The sequence below is a fragment of the Bradyrhizobium sp. 61 genome, assembly GCF_023073075.1.
Taxonomy (GTDB): domain Bacteria; phylum Pseudomonadota; class Alphaproteobacteria; order Rhizobiales; family Xanthobacteraceae; genus Bradyrhizobium; species Bradyrhizobium barranii.
In genome coordinates this window covers 1-17,770 of record NZ_JADPIU010000026.1, presented here as the reverse complement: position 1 = coordinate 17,770, position 17,770 = coordinate 1, and the positions used below count along the sequence as shown (strand labels likewise).

The window sequence follows — 17,770 nt, the reverse complement described above, 5'->3', positions numbered from 1 at the left end:
CCATAGGCCGAGGATTTGAATTCTCCCTTGTTTCTGCCATGTTCGCGCCCAACAGCAGACTTGGGACATCGATTTGGGGCCCGACCGATTGCAAGGCGCAATCGGAGGGCGCGTTAGGGGACAGCAATGGCAAAGCCGGCAGTGGTTGTGGTGGGCGCGGACAAGGGCGGGGTGGGCAAGACCACGGTGTCGCGCACCTTGCTCGATTATTTTTCCGCCAACAACGTACCGACGCGCGCCTTCGACACGGAGTCGCCGCGCGGAACCCTGAAGCGCTTCCACCCCGAGATCACCGAGATCGTCGACATGATGACGACCTCGGACCAGATGAAGATCTTCGACACGCTCAACGCGGCGAGCCCGTCGGTGACCGTGATCGACGTCCGCGCCGGCCTGCTCTCGCCGGCGCTGGCCTCGCTGCGCGACATCGGCTTCCTCGACGCCGCCAAGGCCGGCCAGATCACCTTCGCGGTGTTCCACATCCTGGGCCCCTCGATCGCGTCGCTCGACGAAATCGCCGAGACCGCGGGCTTCATGGGGGGCGCAAAATATTTCCTGGTGAAGAACTTCATCAACGACACCCAGTTCTTCCAGTGGGACCAGGCGACCTACAATTCCTACTTCCACCGCATCAAGGACGCGACCGAGCTGACCATCCCCAAGCTCAACGAAATGGCCTATGAGCAGGTCGAGGTGTCCTCCGTTCCGTTCCTGAAATTCGTCGCCAACAAGGGCATCAACGACGAAGCCGCGAACTATTCCTTCGTGCTGCGCGGCTATGTCCGCCACTGGCTGGCGAATGTCTGGAGCGAGTTCGACCGGATCCGGCTGACCGACATCGTCGGTTCGAAGCCCGCCACCCGCAACAGCGAAAAATAGTTGCAGAGCCCGAGCGGATACGGCTGGATTGGGCGGTGAGTTCGCCTGATATAGCTGTCGATGCCCGCGACGCCCCTTTACATCATCTGCTCGCCCCGCCCGCAGGTCGGCAAGACGCTGCTGGCGCGGCTTTTGAGCGAATTTTTGCTGCTCAAGAACGGCGACGTAGCCGCCTTCGACGTCAACCTGAAGGAACCGTCGCTACTCGACTATCTGCCGAAGGTCACCGAAACGGCTGATGTGATCGACACCTACGGCAAGATGCAGCTGATGGACCGCGTCATCGTCGATGACGGCATGGCCAAGGTGATCGACCTCGGCTTCCACGCCTTCGACGAGTTCTTCAAGATGAGCGACGAGATCGGCCTGTTGAAGGAGGCCGCGCGCCGCCACGTCGCGCCGATGATCCTGTTCGTGGCCGATACCGATCGCGTCTCGGCCCGCGCCCACGAGATGCTGCGCGGACAAATCCCGCGGATAAACCTGATCACGGTGGACAATGAGCACATCGTGCGCGGCGAGCTGCCGGCCGCGATGGCGACCGGGCGGCTGTTCCGCCTGCCCGCGCTACCCGGCTTCCTCAAGACCTATATCGACCGGCTCAACTTCTCCTTCACCGGCTATCTGCGCCAGGAGAAGGACGCCTCCACCGAGCTGCACCAGTGGACCCGGCGGAACTACCTCGCCTTCCGCGAGCTCGAGCTCAGCCTGATCCTGCAAAGCTCCTGAGGCGATAATTTTACCCGGATAATATTGACTGCGGGGCTGACCGCGCCTATTGAGGCGGAGATCGGTATCCCTCTCAGCAAGGTCCCACCCCCGTGAGCATCGACCGGAAGGCAGCCATCGCCGCCTACAAGGAGCGCAAGATCATTGCGGGCATCTACGTCGTCCGCTGCGCGGCTTCGGGCGAGGCCTGGGTCGGCCAAGCGCCGAACCTGCAGACAATCCAGAACCGCATCTGGTTCTCGCTCCGCCAGGGCAGCCACACCTGCCGTACCCTCCAGGCCGCCTGGAACGTGCATGGCGAGGCGGGCCTGACGTTCGGCGAATGCGAGCGGCTGGAAGATGAGGAGACGGACTACGTCAGGAACGCGCTCCTGAAGGAGCGCATGCTGCATTGGCGGTCCGCATTGAAGGCCGAGGCGATCTGACGATCGCCGGGGCGCCGACGCGGCTCAATGCCCTTCGAACGTCATCAGCGTGCGCACCGGCACGTCCATCGCGCGCAGCTTGGCGGCGCCGCCGAGATCGGGCAGATCGACGATGAAGCAGGCGGCGACCACATTGGCGCCGATCTGACGCAGCAGCTTCACCGCGCCCTCCGCAGTGCCGCCGGTGGCGATGAGATCGTCGACCAGGATGACGCGCTCGCCGGGCTGGATCGCGTCGACATGCATCTCCATCTCGTCGATGCCGTATTCGAGCGAGTAGGCAATGCGCACGGTGGTGTGCGGCAGCTTGCCTTTTTTCCGGATCGGCACGAAGCCGGCCGAGAGCTGATGCGCCACCGCGCCGCCGATGATGAAGCCGCGCGCCTCCATGCCGGCGACCTTGTCGATCTTGTTGCCGGCCCAGGGATTGACGAGCTCGTCGACCGCGCGGCGGAACGCGCGCGCATCCGCGAGCAGCGTGGTGATGTCGCGGAACATGATCCCCGGCTTGGGATAGTCGACGATTGTGCGGACGCTCGCCTTCAGATCGTGGTCAAAGGTCATTGGTGCCTCTCAATCAACGCGCGCATCCAGCCGGAACGCATTCTCGACAATCCTCAGGCCCACCTCACCGCTGAGCGACATCAGCGATTCCGGGTGGAACTGCACGCCGGCAATGGGCAGCGTCTTGTGCTCGAGCGCCATCGCGACGCCGTCCTCGGTGCTGGCGGTGACATCAAGCACCTCGGGCATGCTGTCGCGCTCGACATAGAGCGAGTGATAGCGGCCGATGACGATCTCGTTCGGCAAATTGCGCATCAGGCGCCCGCCGCGCACCTGCACCCGCGAGGGCCGGCCGTGCGCCGGGTGCGTCAGCTGACCGAGCTCGCCGCCGAAATATTCGCCGATCGCCTGCACGCCGAGACAGACGCCGAACACCGGCAGCTTCTTCTCCAGCGCCGCATCGATGGTCTTCTTGATCCCGAAATCCTCGGGCCTGCCTGGTCCGGGCGACAGCACCAGCAAATCCCACCTCTTCCGCTTGAGCATGTCGAGCGCATGCACATGGCGGACCACGGTGACGTCGGCGCCGACCTGGCGGAAATAATCGGCCAGCATGTGCACGAAGCTGTCGTCGTGGTCGATCAGCAGCACCTGCTTGCCCGAGCCGGTAGCATCGGGCGCGAAGGCCGACAGCGGCTTTGGCGGATCGCCGCGCAGCGCCTGGAACAGGGCTGCGGCCTTGACCTGGCACTCGCGGTCTTCGGCCGCAGGATCGGAATCGAACAGGCAGGTGGCACCGACGCGCACCTCGGCCAGACCATCCTTCATGCGGATGGTGCGGATGGTGAGGCCGGTGTTGATGCTGCCGTCGAAATTCACCGCGCCGATCGCACCGGCATACCAGCGCCGCGGCGAGCGCTCGTGATCCTCGACGAACTGCATCGCCCAGAGTTTTGGCGCGCCCGTCACCGTCACCGCCCAGGCATGGGTGAGGAAGGCATCGAGCGCGTCGAAGCCGGGACGCAGCATGCCCTCGACGTGATCGACGGTGTGGAACAGTTTTGAGTAGGTCTCGATCTGGCGGCGCGCCAAGACCTTGATCGTGCCGGGCACGCAGACGCGCGCCTTGTCGTTGCGATCGACGTCGGTGCACATGTTGAGCTCGAACTCGTCCTTCTCCGAGTTCAGCAGCTGGCGGATCTGCTCGGCATCGCCGATCGCATCGGTGCCGCGCGCGATCGTCCCTGATATCGGGCAGGTCTCGACGCGGCGGCCGTCCGAGCGCACGAACATTTCCGGCGAGGCGGAGACGAGAAACTCGCCCTCGCCGAGATTCATCAGCGCGCCGTAGGGCGACGGGTTGATGACGCAGAGGCGTTGGAACACTTCCGCCGGCGAGCGATCGCAGGGCTCGGCGAACAGCTGTCCCGGCACCGCCTCGAACAGATCGCCGCGCGCGAAAGCCGCGCGCGCGGTCTCGACGGTGGCCTGATATTCACCAGGCGCGTGATCGGCAAAGCCCTGGCGTGGTGTCTTGAGGTACGGACTCTCGACGGTCTCGCGCGGCAAGCCTTCGGTGGACTTGCCCTTCCACGCAAAATCGTAACTCAGCACAACGCCGCGGCCGGTGGCGCGGTCGTAGGCGAGCAGGCGATCGGGCACATAGAGGACGATGTCGCGCTGGTCATTTTCACGTGCGCGCTTCTGCACGAGGTCCTCGATCTGGAACACGAGGTCGTAGGCGAAGGCGCCGAACAGGCCGAGCAGCCCGTCATCGTTGGCGGAGAAGGCGGCGACGAGATCGCGCACCAGCGACATCACGCTGGCACGCCGCGTGCGCTGGTCTTCCTCGACCGGCGCATCGCCGCGGATGATGTGGCCGGCAAGCCGCGTCGCGCTCTTCTCGGAGATCACGACGCAGGGCTCGCGCAGCACGTCTGCCAGGAAAGCGATCAGCACCTGGCCGCGTTCATTGAGCGCTTCCAGCTTGAAATTGATGCCAGTGGTCTCGAGCTTGAGCGGCGGATCGGAGAAGCCGAGGTCAAAGCTCTCGTAGCGGCCGGGCACGGTCGTGCCCGAGGACAGCACCACGCCGCGGCGGCGGTCGAGCAGGTTGATGAGATCGTCGAGCCTGTTGGCGCCGCCGGTGAACTGCTCCGCCACACGCGTGATCGCGAGACCGCCGCGGGTCACGTAGTCGCTTCGGGCCGGGAGGGCAAAGACTGTCCTGTTCATGTCGTCCTCTTACGAAACTTGCCGAGGAAACGCCACACAGGACAAACGATCAGGCCGCCGCACTGCGTGGCGACCTTCGACGATTTTGAGAAATGAAATCGCACCGGCCACCTCTTTAGGAGGTGCGCCACCAAAGACGGGCTGGGCGGACGGCGGTGCTCATGGGGCGGATACTCACCATGGCGCGGGGACGGCGTCAAGGGTGGGCGGGCGCCGTCCGAGCTCCAGGCGATCAGCCCAGGTGCTTCCTGAAAAACTCCGTCGCCCTGCCCCAGGCGAGCTCGGCGGCTTCGCGGTCGTGCACGGCCTGGCGCTGCTCGTTGACGAAGGCGTGTTCGGCATCATAGCGGAACAGCTCGAGCGACTTGCCGGCGGCCTTCATGCCGTTTTCAAAGGCATCGACCAGTTGCGGTGTGCACCAGTCGTCCTTGTTGGCGAAATGGGCCTGGAGCGGGATCTTGACGTCGGCGGGCTTGGCCGCCTGCTCGGGCGGGATGCCGTAGAACACGACGCCGGCCGCGAGCTCCGGAATCTTGGTCGCCCCGATGATGGTGACGGCGCCGCCGAGGCAGAAGCCTGTTAGCCCGACCTTGGCGCCGTTGCGCGACAGATATTGCGTGGCGCCGCGCACGGTCTGCGTGGTGGCGTCCATGAAATCGAGCGAGTTCATCTCTTTGCCGGCGGCGTCCGTGTCGTGATACGGCACCACCTTGCCCTTGTAGAGATCGGGCGCCAGCGCATCGAAGCCGGCGAGCGCAAAGCGGTCGCACAGGCCCTTGATCTGATCCGACAGGCCCCACCACTCCTGGATCACGACCACGCCCGGCGCGTTGCCGCGCGCGGCGTTGGCGAGATAGCCCGAGGCGTCCTTGCCGTCCGGGCGCTTGAAGGTGATGGCGGTTCCCATGGTGTCCTCCGATGAGTTTCTGGGGGAGCGGTTGAAGGTATTTTGGCCGCTGGGAGCGCGATAGGCAATCGCGCCAAACAACACACTCTCGTGCCCCGGATGCAATGCAGCGCGCCGCCCTTCGCGGCGTGGTGCGTTGCTGATCCGAGGCCCAGCCACAAGCATGCTGGATCCCGGCTCTGCGCAGCAGCGTTGCACGCTGCAGCGCGTCCGGGACACGGGCAACAAAAAAGCCCCCTCGCGGGGGCTTCTTCATGTCTCGTCTTGCACCGCTCAGTGGGAGTCGGCCCAGACCTTTTTCTTCGTGAAGTACATCAGGCCCGCGAAGATGATCAGGAACACGAACACCTGGAAGCCCAGACGCTTGCGCGCTTCCATGTGGGGTTCGGCGGTCCACATCAGGAACGTGGTGACGTCCTTGGAATATTGCGCGACCGTGGTCGGCGAGCCGTCGCCATAGGTTACCTGGCCGTCGCTGAGCGGCTTCGGCATCTTGATCGCGTGGCCCGGGAAGTACTTGTTGTAGTAGGAGCCTTCCGGGATGGTCACGCCTTCAGGCACCTTGTCCTCAAAGCCCTGGAGCACCGCCGCGACATAGTCCGGGCCCTGCTCCTGGTACTGGGTGAAGAAGTCGAAGATGAACCAGGGGAAGCCGCGGCCGTAGGAGCGCGCCTTGGTGATCAGCGACAAATCGGGCGGTGCCGCACCGCCGTTCGCCGCGCGGGCCGCCTGCTCGTTCGGGAATGGCGAGGGGAAATAGTCCGCCGGCCGGCCCGGGCGCTCGAACATGTCACCCGCATCGTTCGGGCCGTCCTTGACCTTGTAGTCGGACGCAAACGCCGCTGCCTGCGCCACCGAATAGCCGGGGCCGCCGGCTTCCGCGAGGTTGCGGAAGGCGATGTAGGACAGGCCATGGCAGCTCGAGCAGACCTCCTTGTAGACCTGCAGGCCGCGCTGGAGCGCGCCGCGGTCGTACTTACCGAAAGGGCCGGAGAACGACCATTTGTTGCCCGGCGGCCTGTCGCTGCCTTCGGAGGCGCGAGCGTCCTGAAGGCTGGCGAGGAACAGCGCGCCGGCGGCAACGAGCGCGATGGCGACCGAGGCCACCGCCTTGCCGCCCTTGGCCAGGATCGCCTCCGAGATCGAGTTCGGCACCGGCCGCGGCGTCTCGATGCGCGAGAGCAGCGGCAGCACGATCAGGAAATAGGCGAAGTAGCAGACCGTCAGGACCCGGCCGGCGATCACGTAGATGCCTTCCGGCGGTTGCGCGCCGAGATAGCCGAGCAGGATGCAGACCGCGACGAAGATCCAGAAGAACTGCTTGGCCAGCGGCCGGTACTTCGACGACCTGGTCTTGGCGGCATCGAGCCAGGGCAGGAAGCACAGGATGATGATCGCCGAGAACATCCCGATCACGCCCGCGAGCTTGTTCGGGATCGAACGCAGGATCGCGTAGAACGGCAGGTAATACCATTCCGGCACGATGTGCGGCGGCGTCACGCCCGGGTTCGCCGGAATGTAGTTGTCGGCGTCGCCGAGATAGTTCGGCATGTAGAAGATGAACCAGGCGTAGAGCAGCAGGAAGCAGGCGACACCGAACCCGTCCTTGATGGTCGCGTGCGGCGTGAACGGCACCGTGTCCTTTTCCGTCTTCGGCTCGACGCCGTCAGGATTGTTCTGGCCGGCGACGTGCAGCGCCCAGACGTGGAGCACGACGACGCCAGCGATCAGGAACGGCAGCAGATAGTGCAGCGAGAAGAAGCGGTTCAGCGTCGGGTTGCCGACCGAATAGCCGCCCCACAACAGCGTCACGATGCTCTCGCCGACATAGGGAATGGCGGAGAACAGATTGGTGATGACGGTGGCGCCCCAGAAGCTCATCTGGCCCCACGGCAGCACGTAGCCCATGAAGCCCGTCGCCATCATCAGGAGGTAGATGATGACGCCGAGGATCCACAACACCTCGCGCGGCTCCTTGTAGGAGCCGTAATAGAGACCGCGCAGCATGTGGACGTAGACCGCGAAGAAGAACATCGACGCGCCGCAGGCATGCATGTTGCGCAGCAGCCAGCCGTAATTGACGTCACGGACGATCAGCTCGACCGACTTGAAGGCGAGATCGGCGTGCGGCGTGTAGTGCATCGCCAGGACCACGCCGGTCAGGATCTGCATCCCCAGCATGAAGGAGAGGATGGCGCCGAAGGTCCACCAGTAGTTCAGGTTGCGCGGGGTGGGATAGACGACGAAGGAGGAATGGACGAGACCGATGATCGGCAGACGTCGCTCGATCCATTGCAGGGCCGGATTGCTCGGCTGGTAGTCGGATGGTCCGCTCATGATGCGATCCTGAGGAAATATAACGACGAGACGGCGCGAAGCTTCGGGCGAAGGCCCGAAGCTCAGCCGATCTGGATTTTGGTGTCGGAAACGAACTGGTACGGCGGCACCGGCAGGTTCGCGGGCGCGGGCCCCTGGCGGATGCGGCCGGACGAATCGTACTGCGAACCATGGCAGGGGCAGAAGAACCCGTCGTAATTGCCCTCATGAGCGATCGGGATGCAGCCGAGATGGGTGCAGATGCCGATCACGACCAGCCACTGCTCGTGGCCCGGCTTGACCCGGGCCTCGTCGGACTGCGGATCGGGCAGGCTCGCCACGTTGACGGCGCGCGCCTCGTCGATCTGCTTCTTGGTGCGGTGGCTGACGTAGATCGGCTTGCCGCGCCAGAACACCTTGATGTCCTGCCCCTCGGCGACCGGGCTGAGATCGACCTCGATCGGCGCACCGGCGGCGATGGTCGACGCATCAGGATTCATTTGAGAGATGAAGGGCCAGAGCGCAGCTGCGCCCCCTACTGCTGCAGCTGCCCCCGTTGCAACGAATAAGAAATCACGGCGTGTCGGATGGTCCGCCGAAGACGCTGTCGTCACGATTCCAACCCTTTCTTCTTATGCTGCCGACGGAACCGTTCCGGGAGCCCCCAAGGTCCCCAAAACAGTGTGCCGGCGCCCGCGGCCCCCCGCGGCGGCAGAACTTCACTTGTCCCCACCGAAACAAGGCGAAAACAGCAGTCCAGAATCGTTCTATTGGCACCCTTGCCGGGCGAGCGCAAGCCCGCTAACGGCGTGGGGGCGTGCAATGCACGAATTCCGCAGCCAGCGATGTTTTATTGAGACATTTCCGGCCCGCACCGACCCCGATACAGCCCATGCAGATCGCGCTTTTCCAACCCGACATCGCCCAGAACACCGGCACGATTCTCAGGCTCTGCGCCTGTCTGGGCATGGCTGCCCATATCATCGAGCCGGCGGGCTTCCCGTTCTCCGACCGCTTGTTCCGCCGGGCGGGAATGGACTACCTCGATCATGTCAGCGTGACCCGCCACGACTCCTGGTCGAAATTCGAGGACTGGCGTGCGACACAGGGCTTCCGCCTGCTGCTGTTCACCACCAAGGCCGCCACCGATTACCGCGATTTTCATTACCAGACGTCGGACATCCTGCTATTCGGGCGCGAGAGCGCCGGCGTCACCGACGCGGTGGTCGAGGCTGCGGACGCGCGGCTGGTGATCCCGATCACGGCGGGGCTGCGGTCGCTCAACGTCGCCATGACCGCGGCGATGGCCGCAGGCGAGGCGCTGCGGCAGCTCCGGAACCCGCAAGTTTGAGATGTTGAGGAGAGATCATTGAGTTACGCGGTCAAGGAAATCTTCCTGACCCTGCAAGGCGAAGGCGCCCATGCCGGGCGCGCGTCGGTGTTCTGCCGTTTTGCCGGCTGCAACCTCTGGAGCGGCCGCGAGGCCGACCGCGAGGCCGCGACCTGCAAATTCTGCGACACCGATTTCGTCGGTACCGACGGCACGCTCGGCGGCCGCTATGCCTCGGCCGCGGAACTCGCCGACACCATCGCCGCGCAATGGACGGCTGCCACCGACAGCAACCGTTACGTGGTGCTCACCGGCGGCGAGCCGCTGCTCCAGGTCGATGCCGCCCTGATCGACGCCCTCCACGCCCGCGGCTTCGAGATCGGCGTCGAGACCAACGGCACGATTGCGGCGCCTGAGGGGCTCGACTGGATCTGCGTCAGCCCCAAGGGCGGCAGCGAGCTCGTCCAGCGCCGCGGCCACGAGCTGAAGCTGGTCTATCCGCAGGTCCTCGCCGCGCCCGAGACCTTCGAGGGCCTCGCCTTCGAGCGCTTCTCGCTGCAGCCGATGGACGGACCCGAGGTTGCCCAAAACACCGTGCGTGCGATCGACTATTGCCTTCGCCATCCGCAATGGCGGCTGAGCGTGCAGACGCATAAATCGCTCGGCATCAGATAGGATTGGTTTTCGGACAGATGTGGGAATTGACGAAATCGTTCCGCTTCGAGGCGGCGCACTCATTGTCGGGGACGACCTTTGGCGCCGCGAGCGAAGAGATCCACGGCCACTCCTTCCGCGCCGAGGTGACGTTGCGCGGCACTCCGGACCCTGCGACCGGCATGGTGGTCGATCTCGGCCTCGTCCAGCGCGCCATCGAGGACGTGCGGCTGACGCTGGACCACAAATACCTCAACAAGATCGAGGCGCTGGGCACACCGACGCTGGAAAACCTCTCGCGCTACGTCTGGGAGCGGCTCCAGCATATCGGCAAGCTCACCCGCGTCAGCATCCACCGCGACAGTTGCAACGAGAGCTGCACCTATTACGGTCCGCAGGGTTAGACTTCGTAGGGTGGGCAAAGCGAAGCGTGCCCACCAATCAGGACGACAGTGAATATGGTGGGCACGGCGCAAGAGCGCCTTTGCCCACCCTACGAGACCGGTTTTGGAATTGGACATGGACATCTCGACAATCGAAGACCGCAAGACGCGCGCCCGCGCCTGGTTCGAAGCTTTGCGCGACGACATCTGCGCGAGCTTCGAGCGGCTGGAGGATGACGCGCCGGGAAGCCTTTATCCGGGCGAGGCCGGGCGCTTCAAACGCACGCCCTGGCAGCGCACCGATCATACCGGCGCGCCCGGTGGCGGCGGCGTGATGTCGATGATGTCTGGCCGCCTGTTCGAGAAGGTCGGCGTGCATTGCTCGACGGTGCACGGCGAATTCGCGCCCGAGTTTCGCGCCCAGATCCCGGGCGCGGCGGACGACCCCAAGTTCTGGGCCTCCGGCATCTCGCTGATCGCGCATCTGCGCAATCCGCACGTGCCCGCCGTGCACATGAACACCCGCTTCGTCGTCACCACAAAAGCCTGGTTCGGCGGCGGCGCCGATCTCACGCCGGTGCTCGACCGCCGGCGCACGCAAGACGATCCCGACACGCTCGCCTTCCACGCCGCGATGAAGGAGGCCTGCACGGGCCCGAACGGCGTTGCCGACTACGACAAGTACAAGAAATGGTGTGACGACTATTTCTACCTGCCGCACCGCAAAGAGGCGCGCGGCATCGGCGGCATCTTCTACGACTGGCACGACAGCGGCGACTGGGACGCCGACCTCGCTTTCACGCAGGATGTCGGCCGCGCCTTCCAGAAAATCTACCCTGACATCGTCAGGCGCAATTTCGCGAGCGCATGGACGGCGGAGGATCGCGAGGAGCAATTGATCCGGCGCGGTCGCTATGTCGAATTCAACCTGCTCTACGACCGCGGCACCATCTTCGGGCTCAAGACCGGCGGCAACGTGGACTCCATCCTGTCGTCGCTGCCGCCGGAGGTGAAATGGCCATGAGCACCGCGATGCCTCCGCTGCCGCGCGCCATGCTGATCGACATGGACGACACCATCCTGTCGGCCTACGGCCGGCCCGAGATCGCCTGGAATACGATCGCAGAAGAATTTGCCGACGAGCTCGCGCCGCTGCCGCCGCAGCAGGTCGCGACAGCAGTTTTGGCCTTCGCACGAAACTTCTGGGCGAATGCGGAAGCCGCGTGGCGGATGAAGCTTGGCGAGGCACGGCGGCTCACGGTGCGGGGCGGCTTCGCCGCGCTCGCCGCCGACGGCCACCGCGCCCTCTCCGACGATCTCGCCGATCGCCTCGCCAACCGCTTCACGACCTATCGCGAAGAAGCGATCTTCGTGTTTCCCGGTGCGCATGATGCGATCGACGCGTTCAAGGCACGCGGCGTCAAACTCGCGCTGGTCACCAACGGCGCCGCCGACATGCAGCGCGCCAAGGTCGAGCGCTTCGAGCTGACGCATCGCTTCGATCACATCCAGATCGAGGGCGAGCACGGTTTCGGCAAGCCCGAGGAGCGCGCCTATCTGCACGCGATGGAGGCGCTCGGCGTCACCGCGAAAGACACCTGGATGATCGGCGACAATCTGGAATGGGAAGTCGTGACACCGCAGCGCCTCGGCATCTACTCGATCTGGATCGACGTGCATGGCGACGGCCTGCCCGAAGGCTCGCCCGTCAAGCCCGACCGCATCATCCGCTCGCTGACCGATCTCGTGCCGGACCAGCCGTAACCCAGGCGAAAACAAAACATCGAAAACAACCCCATGCACAGTAGCCGACTGCTGCAATTTCAACAGCTTGCCGCAAACGCAATGCATTGCTGATTTTACGAAATCATTTGACGCGTCGGGCAAAACAGGCGCATGATGCCATCATCGCCGCGCCTGGGACGGAATAGCCCCTGGTGACCTCGAGCGATCCCCCACTCGAACCTCTGCCATCGACGTTTCGGCAGTCTGTGCAAGCCGCAGCCAATTCACGGGTCCCATAGCCCGTGATCGGCCTGTCATGACGGCTTGCTAGCCTCCCCTCTCGTCGATCAACCCCGAAAGGACCATCCATGGAACTAAAAACCGGCGACGTCGTGATGCTGAAATCCGGCGGCCAGCCGCTGACCGTCGCAGAGGTGAAAGGCGACGACATCCTCTGCCTCTGGATGGGCTCGGAAGGCGATCTGTTCCGCGAGACACTGCCGCTGGCCGCGCTCGACCGCCTGGAAGTGGAAGATCACGACGAGGATGAGGACGAAGACGAGGATGACGAGTAGGCACGCCTAAGCGGCCTGCGATTGCGAGAAAGGGAGACCTGAAGTCTCCCTTTCTTCACGTCTTCAGATCCGCTGATCAGAAGCGATAGTTCACACCAACGCGGGCGATGTCGAAGCTCGGCTTGATATCGACGTGAGTCGCGATGACGCCCGTCAACCCGGCCGGCGATTGAAGCGAGCCGGTCAAGTTGTAGCCTTTCGTGCCGAAACCCATGTGCAGATACTCGCCCTTGACCGACCACCCTGCCCCCAGAGCATATTCGAAACCGCCGCCAACCGCGTAGCCGATCAGGACGGCGCTGTCAGAAGCGCTCATGGAGCCCAGCGGTCCCAGGGTTGGCGGGAAGAGGGCAGTGACGATACTGCCCGTAGCGTTCGCACTGACCTTGGTATCGGCCAACGCAATACCACCGGTCGCGTAGAGCAACGCCGGCCCAAACGCATAACCCACTCGGCCACGGAAGGTCGCATACCAATCGGTGCTGACGGACGTGCTGCCGCTGAAATTGCCGCCGATGAAGACCGGAACAGCAATAGCCGAGTTGCCGGTGCTGGCCTTTGAATTGAGATACTGCCAATCAGCCTCGATGCCGAGCACAGTCTGCTCGATCTGCCAGTTGTAGCCGGCCTGGATACCGGCGGTGACCCCATTGCCGTCGCCGGATACGGGGTTGAAGCCATAGATGCCCGAACCGCCATTCGAGTTCACGATTGTCCCGGTGGCGTTCGACGCACCGTAGCTGCCCCAGCCATAACCAACGTTGCCGCCGATATAGAATCCCGTCCAGTTGCCCACCTGAGCGGGAGCCTTCGACGACATACGGACCGGCGCCAGATCCGCAGCCTGGGCCGTGATCGGGCCGAGAGCGACTGTCGACAGAAATGCAAGTGCAAACTTCCTCATTTCAAAACCCCCTTATTGAGCTGCCCTGGCGGCCTGCCAATCATATGAAGCAAAACCAAAGCAGCATCAAAGCGCGATTGAATGCGCGAATTAGATCGCCCAATCGTTGCGCTCGGAGCCGGCGACGCCCTTCGCTGCTCGCGGCGGACAATGCGACGCGGTGCCTGCTCTGTTTGGTGAAGCGGACCTCGAGGGACTGCCTCTCGCTGGTCGGCTATGGGCCAATTCCAGACGTAAGAAGGCTGTCGCTTGTCATCCTCAAACGATGGCCGCTTTGTTCTTTTCCCTCCGCCTAAGGAAACGTCATTGCTCTGGCTGCGCTCGCGATCTCCGAGGGACTACCTTTCATAACCTCGTACCTTGCAATAAAAGGTACCTTGTAATATATTGTCTTCCAACCAGGCCAACCGCGCGGCTGCCATGACCGAACAGAACCAGGTCCAGCTCAAGAAAGGCGCGCTCGAATTGTGCGTGCTGGCGCTGCTGGCGCGCGGCGAGAGCTATGCCTACGAGATCGCCAGCGCACTCGCGGCCGGCGTCGGCATGGGAGAGGGAACGATCTATCCCCTGATGCGGCGCATGCAGGATGACCGACTGGTCGAAACCCGCCTCGCCGAATCGAACAGCGGCCCGCCGCGCAAATACTATCGGCTGACCCCGGCCGGCCGCGCTGCCTTCGCAGCGCAGAAGCGCGAGTGGCGGACGTTCACCGATGCCGTCAACCAGTTGCTGGGAGAACGCTGAATGAACCGCGTTGCCTTCTTGACCATTCTCAATGATGGGCTCGCCGGACTTCCGGCGCGGGAGATCGACGATATCCTCGCCGACTACATGTCCTATTTCGACGAAGCCGAGGCCTCCGGGCGAAGCGAGGCCGAGGTGGCTGCAGCGCTCGGCGATCCCCGGCGGTTAGCGCGCGAACTGCGCGCCGAAACCGGGCTGCGCCACTGGGAAAATCATCGCAGCCTGCGCAATTCTGGGGCCGCCCTGCTGGCGCTGGGCGGATTGGCAACGGTCGACATTTTGTTCCTGCTGCCGCTGCTGTTCGCGGCGATGCTGATCATGCTGGTGATGGGCCTCATCGTCGTCGTGCTCGGCATCGTCGGCATCGGGTTGCTGCTGAGCCTCGTCAAGCTCGGGCATTTCGCCTCAATCGCCGCGATGCTGCTGCGCGCGGTCGCCGGCATCGGGCTGATCGCCGGCAGCGTCGGGGGCGGCGCGCTGCTGCTGCTCGCGCTCAACAGCGTGGTGAAGATGCTCGGGAATTACGCCCGGCTGCACTACCGGCTGCTCAAGCCGGAACAGGACCTGGCTTAAGAAGGTAGGAGGCGCGTCATGAACAGACGTCTTGCGGGGATCGCGGTGGTGTCACTGAGCATTGCGGCAGCGTGCGCGATATTCACGGTTCTGATCTCGGCAACGGACTGGATCGACGGCGATTCCCGATCCTGGGCCGGCACGTTGCGGGGCTGCGCGACGCTGCCATGGGCGAAAAAGACCGGCTCAGGCGAGCGCCGCACCATCGATATGGGATGGCTCGGCAGCGATGCCGTCAACATCAAAATTCCGGCGCAGGTGCATTACCAGTCCTCACCCAAGCCACAGGCGAGCGTCAGCGGTGACGCCGACCTGATCAGCCATGTGCGCCTGCGCGATGGCACGCTGGAGTGGGACACGGTGGAGTGGGACCGCCTGGTCGACTGTTTTCCGGCGAACGATCTCGTCGTCCACTTCGCCGGCCCGGCGGTCACGGCATGGACATTGAACGGCTCGAGCCAACTCGACCTGTCCGACATCAAGCAGGATGTGCTGCGCATCACCATGCACGGCAGCGGCACTGTGACAGCAAGCGGCGAGGCCAAGGAGGTATCGCTCGATGCCGCAGGCTCCGGCCGCGCCGACCTCGGCCGGCTCGTCGCCCAAAAAACCAGCGTGAACATGAAGGGCAGCGCGGATCTGAAGCTCGCCGACATCAAACAGGACGTGCTGCGCATCACCATGCACGGCAGCGGCGTCGTCACCGCCAGCGGAGCGGCCCACGAGGTGTCGCTCGAGTCCGCAGGCTCCGGCCGCGCCGACCTCGGCCAGTTGATCACCGAACGAGCCAGCGCGCAAATCCACGGTAGCGCCGACGTCGATCTCGCGCCGCGCCAGGATGCCGATATCTCGGTCTCCGGCAGTGCCGTCGTGAAACTGCATGGCGCCGTGGCGCGGATCAGTTCGCACGTGTCAGGTTCAGGAAAGATCAAGCAGGTGCCGTAGGCTCGTTGCAATCAGGCAGCCCTGCGAAATACGGAGGAGATGTCGATGCACGCTTCCAGCCACGTCTGCAGGTTCCTTTCCGCCATCGCCTTCTGCCTCACGTCGACGCTGGCGCAGGCCGCCGGCCTGCGATTGATCGATATTGCCGCCGACGCCGATGGTCCGGCGATCCACGGCATGATCTGGTATCCCTGCGCCGAACCGCCGGGAGAGGTGAAGATCGGAAGGGTCATCCTGCCGGGGGTGCAGGACTGCCCGCTCGCAGGAGACCATCTGCCGCTGATCGCCGCTTCCCATGGACAGCGCGGCACATTTCTCGGCAATCACGACACCGCCGAAACCCTCGCCGACAACGGCTTTGTCGTTGCAGCCGTCAATCACCCCGGCGATACCGCGCAGGATCCAAGCCGTTCCGGCGACCTCTCGGTCTTCGTCGAGCGGCCCACCGACATCAAGCGCCTGATCGACTTCATGATCGGGGTGTCGCCGTTCGCCGCAAGAATCGATCAAGCCAGAATCGGCTTCTTCGGCTTCTCGCGCGGTGGCTATACCGGACTTGTGCTGCTCGGCGCCAATCCGGATTGGGCCGGAGCGGCCTCGAACTATTGTCGCCAAAGCCAGCTGCTGTTCTGCCAACAGATCCTCGGCAGGACATACCCGTCGCAGCCGCTCACGCACGATCCGCGGATCAAGGTCGCGGTGCTTGCCGATCCCCTGGCCATCTTCTTTTCCGCGGAGAGCCTGGCGCCTCTCAAGGCGCCGGTTCAACTCTGGGCATCGGAACGGGGTGGGGACGGCGTGCTGCTCCACGATGTCGCGGCTGTGGACGCAAACCTTCCGGCCCAACACGAATATCGCGTGGTTTCGAACGCCGGACATTTCGCCTTCTTCCTATGTCCGCCGGCGCTGGTCAAAGAGCGGCCCGAACTCTGCGCGGATGCGCCCGGCTTCGACCGGGGCGCGTTCCATGCAGAGTTCAACGCCGACGTGCTCGCATTCTTCCGGAAATGGCTGGTCCGGCCAGCGGAGTAAGACCAAGGGAGGTCGTTGAGATGCGCGGCCTCAAGGCGCCAGTAGCAATGGACCTCCCCATCCTTTCGTATCGTGGTGTGGCGCTCCACCTCGGATCATTGAAACTCAGCATCCGCTCGCTCTCCGCACCAACCGCATGCTCCGGCACTACGCCGCGATTTGCCAGAACCGACCTGGTGGCATGTCCGGAAGGGGTCAAAACCGCCACCTGATCGGTTGGATCGAGCCTGAACCACGTCTCGAACGATCTGAAAGCCGACGTTCTTTCAGGAGTTTACCGGCTCCAATATGGCGCACCTCACTAACTGAGGAAGCCATCATGCCTGACATCTCAAGTGTTACCGAAGTGGTTTCGAAGCGCATCCCCTGGAATAAGGGGAAGATCGTCGGAGCGAAGCCGCCACTCCGGCCCAAGCACGTGTGGTCCATTCGTACGAAGCTTCAAGTCGAGGGGCGCGTTCGGGACCTTGCTATGTTCAATCTCGCCATCGGCAGTAAGCTCCGCGGCTGCGACGTTGTGGCGCTTAAGGTCGGTGATATCGCCCCAGCTCGCTGGGTGGATCGCCAGCGTCGGCTTAGACCCCCACATCTTCGGGACACACTCACTGCGTCGAACAAAGGCAACCCTGATCTACAGGCGGACGGGCAACTTGAGAGCCGTCCAACTCCTGCTCGGTCATACCAAGATTGAAAGCACCGTCCGGTATCTGGGCATCGAAGTCGATGACGCCCTGGCAATAGCGGAACAGATTGACGTCTGAAGTGCCCGGGCAGAGCGGACATGCTCTGCCCGTCGTCTCTCCGCTGCTTCGGGCCACGAGCGGAAGCACTCCACTGAGTGAGACTTTCGCTTCCAGGTGTAGTCTTCAGCTTCGGGCCGAGGTTGCAGGCAATCAGGTTGAGGAGGAAG

General features: G+C 63.8%; 19 protein-coding genes and 1 pseudogene. 14 read left to right on the top strand and 6 right to left on the bottom strand.

Going from position 1 to position 17,770, the window contains the following annotated elements:
* The first annotated feature begins 126 nt into the window (after positions 1–126).
* The 3 genes from IVB46_RS09130 (at position 127) to IVB46_RS09120 (ending at position 2,033) form a co-directional block, all read left to right on the top strand.
* A complete protein-coding gene (locus IVB46_RS09130; protein ID WP_085402523.1) occupies positions 127–879 on the top strand; it encodes a hypothetical protein in 753 nt (250 codons plus the stop codon).
* A 60-nt stretch (positions 880–939) separates the two neighbouring features.
* Entirely contained in the window at positions 940–1,608 is a 669-nt protein-coding gene (locus IVB46_RS09125; RefSeq protein ID WP_063985143.1) for a hypothetical protein, read from the top strand.
* A 92-nt stretch (positions 1,609–1,700) separates the two neighbouring features.
* Positions 1,701–2,033, top strand: a complete 333-nt coding sequence (locus IVB46_RS09120) for a GIY-YIG nuclease family protein (protein WP_247314338.1) — start codon at positions 1,701–1,703, stop codon at positions 2,031–2,033.
* Positions 2,034–2,057: 24 nt separating this feature from the next.
* Here the strand turns inward: IVB46_RS09120 and IVB46_RS09115 are convergent, their stop codons facing one another.
* The 5 genes from IVB46_RS09115 to petA form a co-directional block, all read right to left on the bottom strand.
* Positions 2,058–2,597, bottom strand: coding sequence for an adenine phosphoribosyltransferase (locus IVB46_RS09115; RefSeq protein ID WP_038943444.1), 540 nt, complete (start codon positions 2,595–2,597; stop codon positions 2,058–2,060).
* A gap of 9 nt (positions 2,598–2,606) precedes the next feature.
* Entirely contained in the window at positions 2,607–4,772 is a 2,166-nt protein-coding gene (locus IVB46_RS09110; RefSeq protein WP_247314340.1) for an anthranilate synthase component I, read from the bottom strand.
* Positions 4,773–5,004: 232 nt separating this feature from the next.
* Positions 5,005–5,679, bottom strand: a complete 675-nt coding sequence (locus IVB46_RS09105; protein ID WP_063985146.1) for a dienelactone hydrolase family protein — start codon at positions 5,677–5,679, stop codon at positions 5,005–5,007.
* 273 nt (positions 5,680–5,952) lie between these two features.
* The gene (gene fbcH, locus IVB46_RS09100) at positions 5,953–8,016 is read right to left on the bottom strand and encodes a cytochrome b/c1 (RefSeq protein ID WP_247342536.1); all 2,064 of its coding nucleotides are present in this window, start codon (positions 8,014–8,016) and stop codon (positions 5,953–5,955) included.
* 62 nt (positions 8,017–8,078) lie between these two features.
* Positions 8,079–8,609, bottom strand: coding sequence for a ubiquinol-cytochrome c reductase iron-sulfur subunit (gene petA / locus IVB46_RS09095; protein ID WP_063985148.1), 531 nt, complete (start codon positions 8,607–8,609; stop codon positions 8,079–8,081).
* 278 nt (positions 8,610–8,887) lie between these two features.
* Between petA and IVB46_RS09090 the strand changes: the two genes are divergently transcribed.
* The 6 genes from IVB46_RS09090 to IVB46_RS09065 all read left to right on the top strand — a co-directional run bounded on the left by IVB46_RS09090 (position 8,888) and on the right by IVB46_RS09065 (position 12,662).
* Positions 8,888–9,346, top strand: coding sequence for a tRNA (cytidine(34)-2'-O)-methyltransferase (locus IVB46_RS09090; protein ID WP_247314342.1), 459 nt, complete (start codon positions 8,888–8,890; stop codon positions 9,344–9,346).
* Positions 9,347–9,364: 18 nt separating this feature from the next.
* Positions 9,365–10,000: a 7-carboxy-7-deazaguanine synthase gene (gene queE, locus IVB46_RS09085; RefSeq protein ID WP_247314344.1), complete on the top strand. Its 636-nt coding sequence runs from the start codon at positions 9,365–9,367 to the stop codon at positions 9,998–10,000.
* Between the two features lie 17 nt (positions 10,001–10,017).
* Positions 10,018–10,383, top strand: a complete 366-nt coding sequence (locus tag IVB46_RS09080) for a 6-carboxytetrahydropterin synthase (RefSeq protein WP_247314346.1) — start codon at positions 10,018–10,020, stop codon at positions 10,381–10,383.
* Between the two features lie 115 nt (positions 10,384–10,498).
* A complete protein-coding gene (gene hemF / locus IVB46_RS09075) occupies positions 10,499–11,386 on the top strand; it encodes an oxygen-dependent coproporphyrinogen oxidase (protein WP_247314347.1) in 888 nt (295 codons plus the stop codon).
* Positions 11,377–12,126 (top strand): HAD family hydrolase, encoded by a 750-nt coding sequence (locus IVB46_RS09070; RefSeq protein ID WP_247314349.1) that lies wholly within the window; start codon positions 11,377–11,379, stop codon positions 12,124–12,126. The genes hemF and IVB46_RS09070 overlap by 10 nt, the downstream gene beginning before the upstream one ends.
* Before the next feature lie 329 nt (positions 12,127–12,455).
* Positions 12,456–12,662, top strand: coding sequence for a DUF2158 domain-containing protein (locus IVB46_RS09065; RefSeq protein WP_028153663.1), 207 nt, complete (start codon positions 12,456–12,458; stop codon positions 12,660–12,662).
* Positions 12,663–12,738: 76 nt separating this feature from the next.
* Here IVB46_RS09065 and IVB46_RS09060 read toward each other — a convergent pair whose 3' ends face one another.
* The gene (locus tag IVB46_RS09060; protein WP_247314350.1) at positions 12,739–13,566 is read right to left on the bottom strand and encodes an outer membrane beta-barrel protein; all 828 of its coding nucleotides are present in this window, start codon (positions 13,564–13,566) and stop codon (positions 12,739–12,741) included.
* A 420-nt stretch (positions 13,567–13,986) separates the two neighbouring features.
* Between IVB46_RS09060 and IVB46_RS09055 the strand changes: the two genes are divergently transcribed.
* The 5 genes and pseudogenes from IVB46_RS09055 (at position 13,987) to IVB46_RS09035 (ending at position 17,621) form a co-directional block, all read left to right on the top strand.
* On the top strand, positions 13,987–14,310 hold the full coding sequence (locus tag IVB46_RS09055) for a PadR family transcriptional regulator (protein ID WP_044591834.1): 324 nt from the start codon (positions 13,987–13,989) through the stop codon (positions 14,308–14,310).
* A complete protein-coding gene (locus IVB46_RS09050) occupies positions 14,311–14,883 on the top strand; it encodes a DUF1700 domain-containing protein (protein WP_247314352.1) in 573 nt (190 codons plus the stop codon).
* 18 nt (positions 14,884–14,901) lie between these two features.
* Entirely contained in the window at positions 14,902–15,828 is a 927-nt protein-coding gene (locus IVB46_RS09045) for a DUF2807 domain-containing protein (protein ID WP_166097293.1), read from the top strand.
* 45 nt (positions 15,829–15,873) lie between these two features.
* Positions 15,874–16,860: a dienelactone hydrolase gene (locus tag IVB46_RS09040; protein ID WP_166097291.1), complete on the top strand. Its 987-nt coding sequence runs from the start codon at positions 15,874–15,876 to the stop codon at positions 16,858–16,860.
* A 319-nt stretch (positions 16,861–17,179) separates the two neighbouring features.
* A pseudogene (locus IVB46_RS09035) lies at positions 17,180–17,621 on the top strand (tyrosine-type recombinase/integrase).
* Positions 17,622–17,770: the final 149 nt, after the last annotated feature.

Excerpts from the sequence above, each read along its gene's own strand:
- IVB46_RS09125 (WP_063985143.1), top strand. The coding sequence starts at position 940 with ATGCCCGCGACGCCCCTTTACATCATCTGCTCGCCCCGCCCGCAGGTC.
- IVB46_RS09045 (WP_166097293.1), top strand. The coding sequence starts at position 14,902 with ATGAACAGACGTCTTGCGGGGATCGCGGTGGTGTCACTGAGCATTGCG.
- IVB46_RS09115 (WP_038943444.1), bottom strand. The coding sequence starts at position 2,597 with ATGACCTTTGACCACGATCTGAAGGCGAGCGTCCGCACAATCGTCGAC.
- fbcH (WP_247342536.1), bottom strand. The coding sequence starts at position 8,016 with ATGAGCGGACCATCCGACTACCAGCCGAGCAATCCGGCCCTGCAATGG.
- IVB46_RS09080 (WP_247314346.1), top strand. The coding sequence starts at position 10,018 with ATGTGGGAATTGACGAAATCGTTCCGCTTCGAGGCGGCGCACTCATTG.
- hemF (WP_247314347.1), top strand. The coding sequence starts at position 10,499 with ATGGACATCTCGACAATCGAAGACCGCAAGACGCGCGCCCGCGCCTGG.
- IVB46_RS09105 (WP_063985146.1), bottom strand. The coding sequence starts at position 5,679 with ATGGGAACCGCCATCACCTTCAAGCGCCCGGACGGCAAGGACGCCTCG.
- IVB46_RS09065 (WP_028153663.1), top strand. The coding sequence starts at position 12,456 with ATGGAACTAAAAACCGGCGACGTCGTGATGCTGAAATCCGGCGGCCAG.
- IVB46_RS09070 (WP_247314349.1), top strand. The coding sequence starts at position 11,377 with ATGGCCATGAGCACCGCGATGCCTCCGCTGCCGCGCGCCATGCTGATC.
- IVB46_RS09055 (WP_044591834.1), top strand. The coding sequence starts at position 13,987 with ATGACCGAACAGAACCAGGTCCAGCTCAAGAAAGGCGCGCTCGAATTG.
- IVB46_RS09050 (WP_247314352.1), top strand. The coding sequence starts at position 14,311 with ATGAACCGCGTTGCCTTCTTGACCATTCTCAATGATGGGCTCGCCGGA.
- IVB46_RS09040 (WP_166097291.1), top strand. The coding sequence starts at position 15,874 with ATGCACGCTTCCAGCCACGTCTGCAGGTTCCTTTCCGCCATCGCCTTC.
- IVB46_RS09090 (WP_247314342.1), top strand. The coding sequence starts at position 8,888 with ATGCAGATCGCGCTTTTCCAACCCGACATCGCCCAGAACACCGGCACG.
- IVB46_RS09060 (WP_247314350.1), bottom strand. The coding sequence starts at position 13,566 with ATGAGGAAGTTTGCACTTGCATTTCTGTCGACAGTCGCTCTCGGCCCG.
- IVB46_RS09130 (WP_085402523.1), top strand. The coding sequence starts at position 127 with ATGGCAAAGCCGGCAGTGGTTGTGGTGGGCGCGGACAAGGGCGGGGTG.
- IVB46_RS09110 (WP_247314340.1), bottom strand. The coding sequence starts at position 4,772 with ATGAACAGGACAGTCTTTGCCCTCCCGGCCCGAAGCGACTACGTGACC.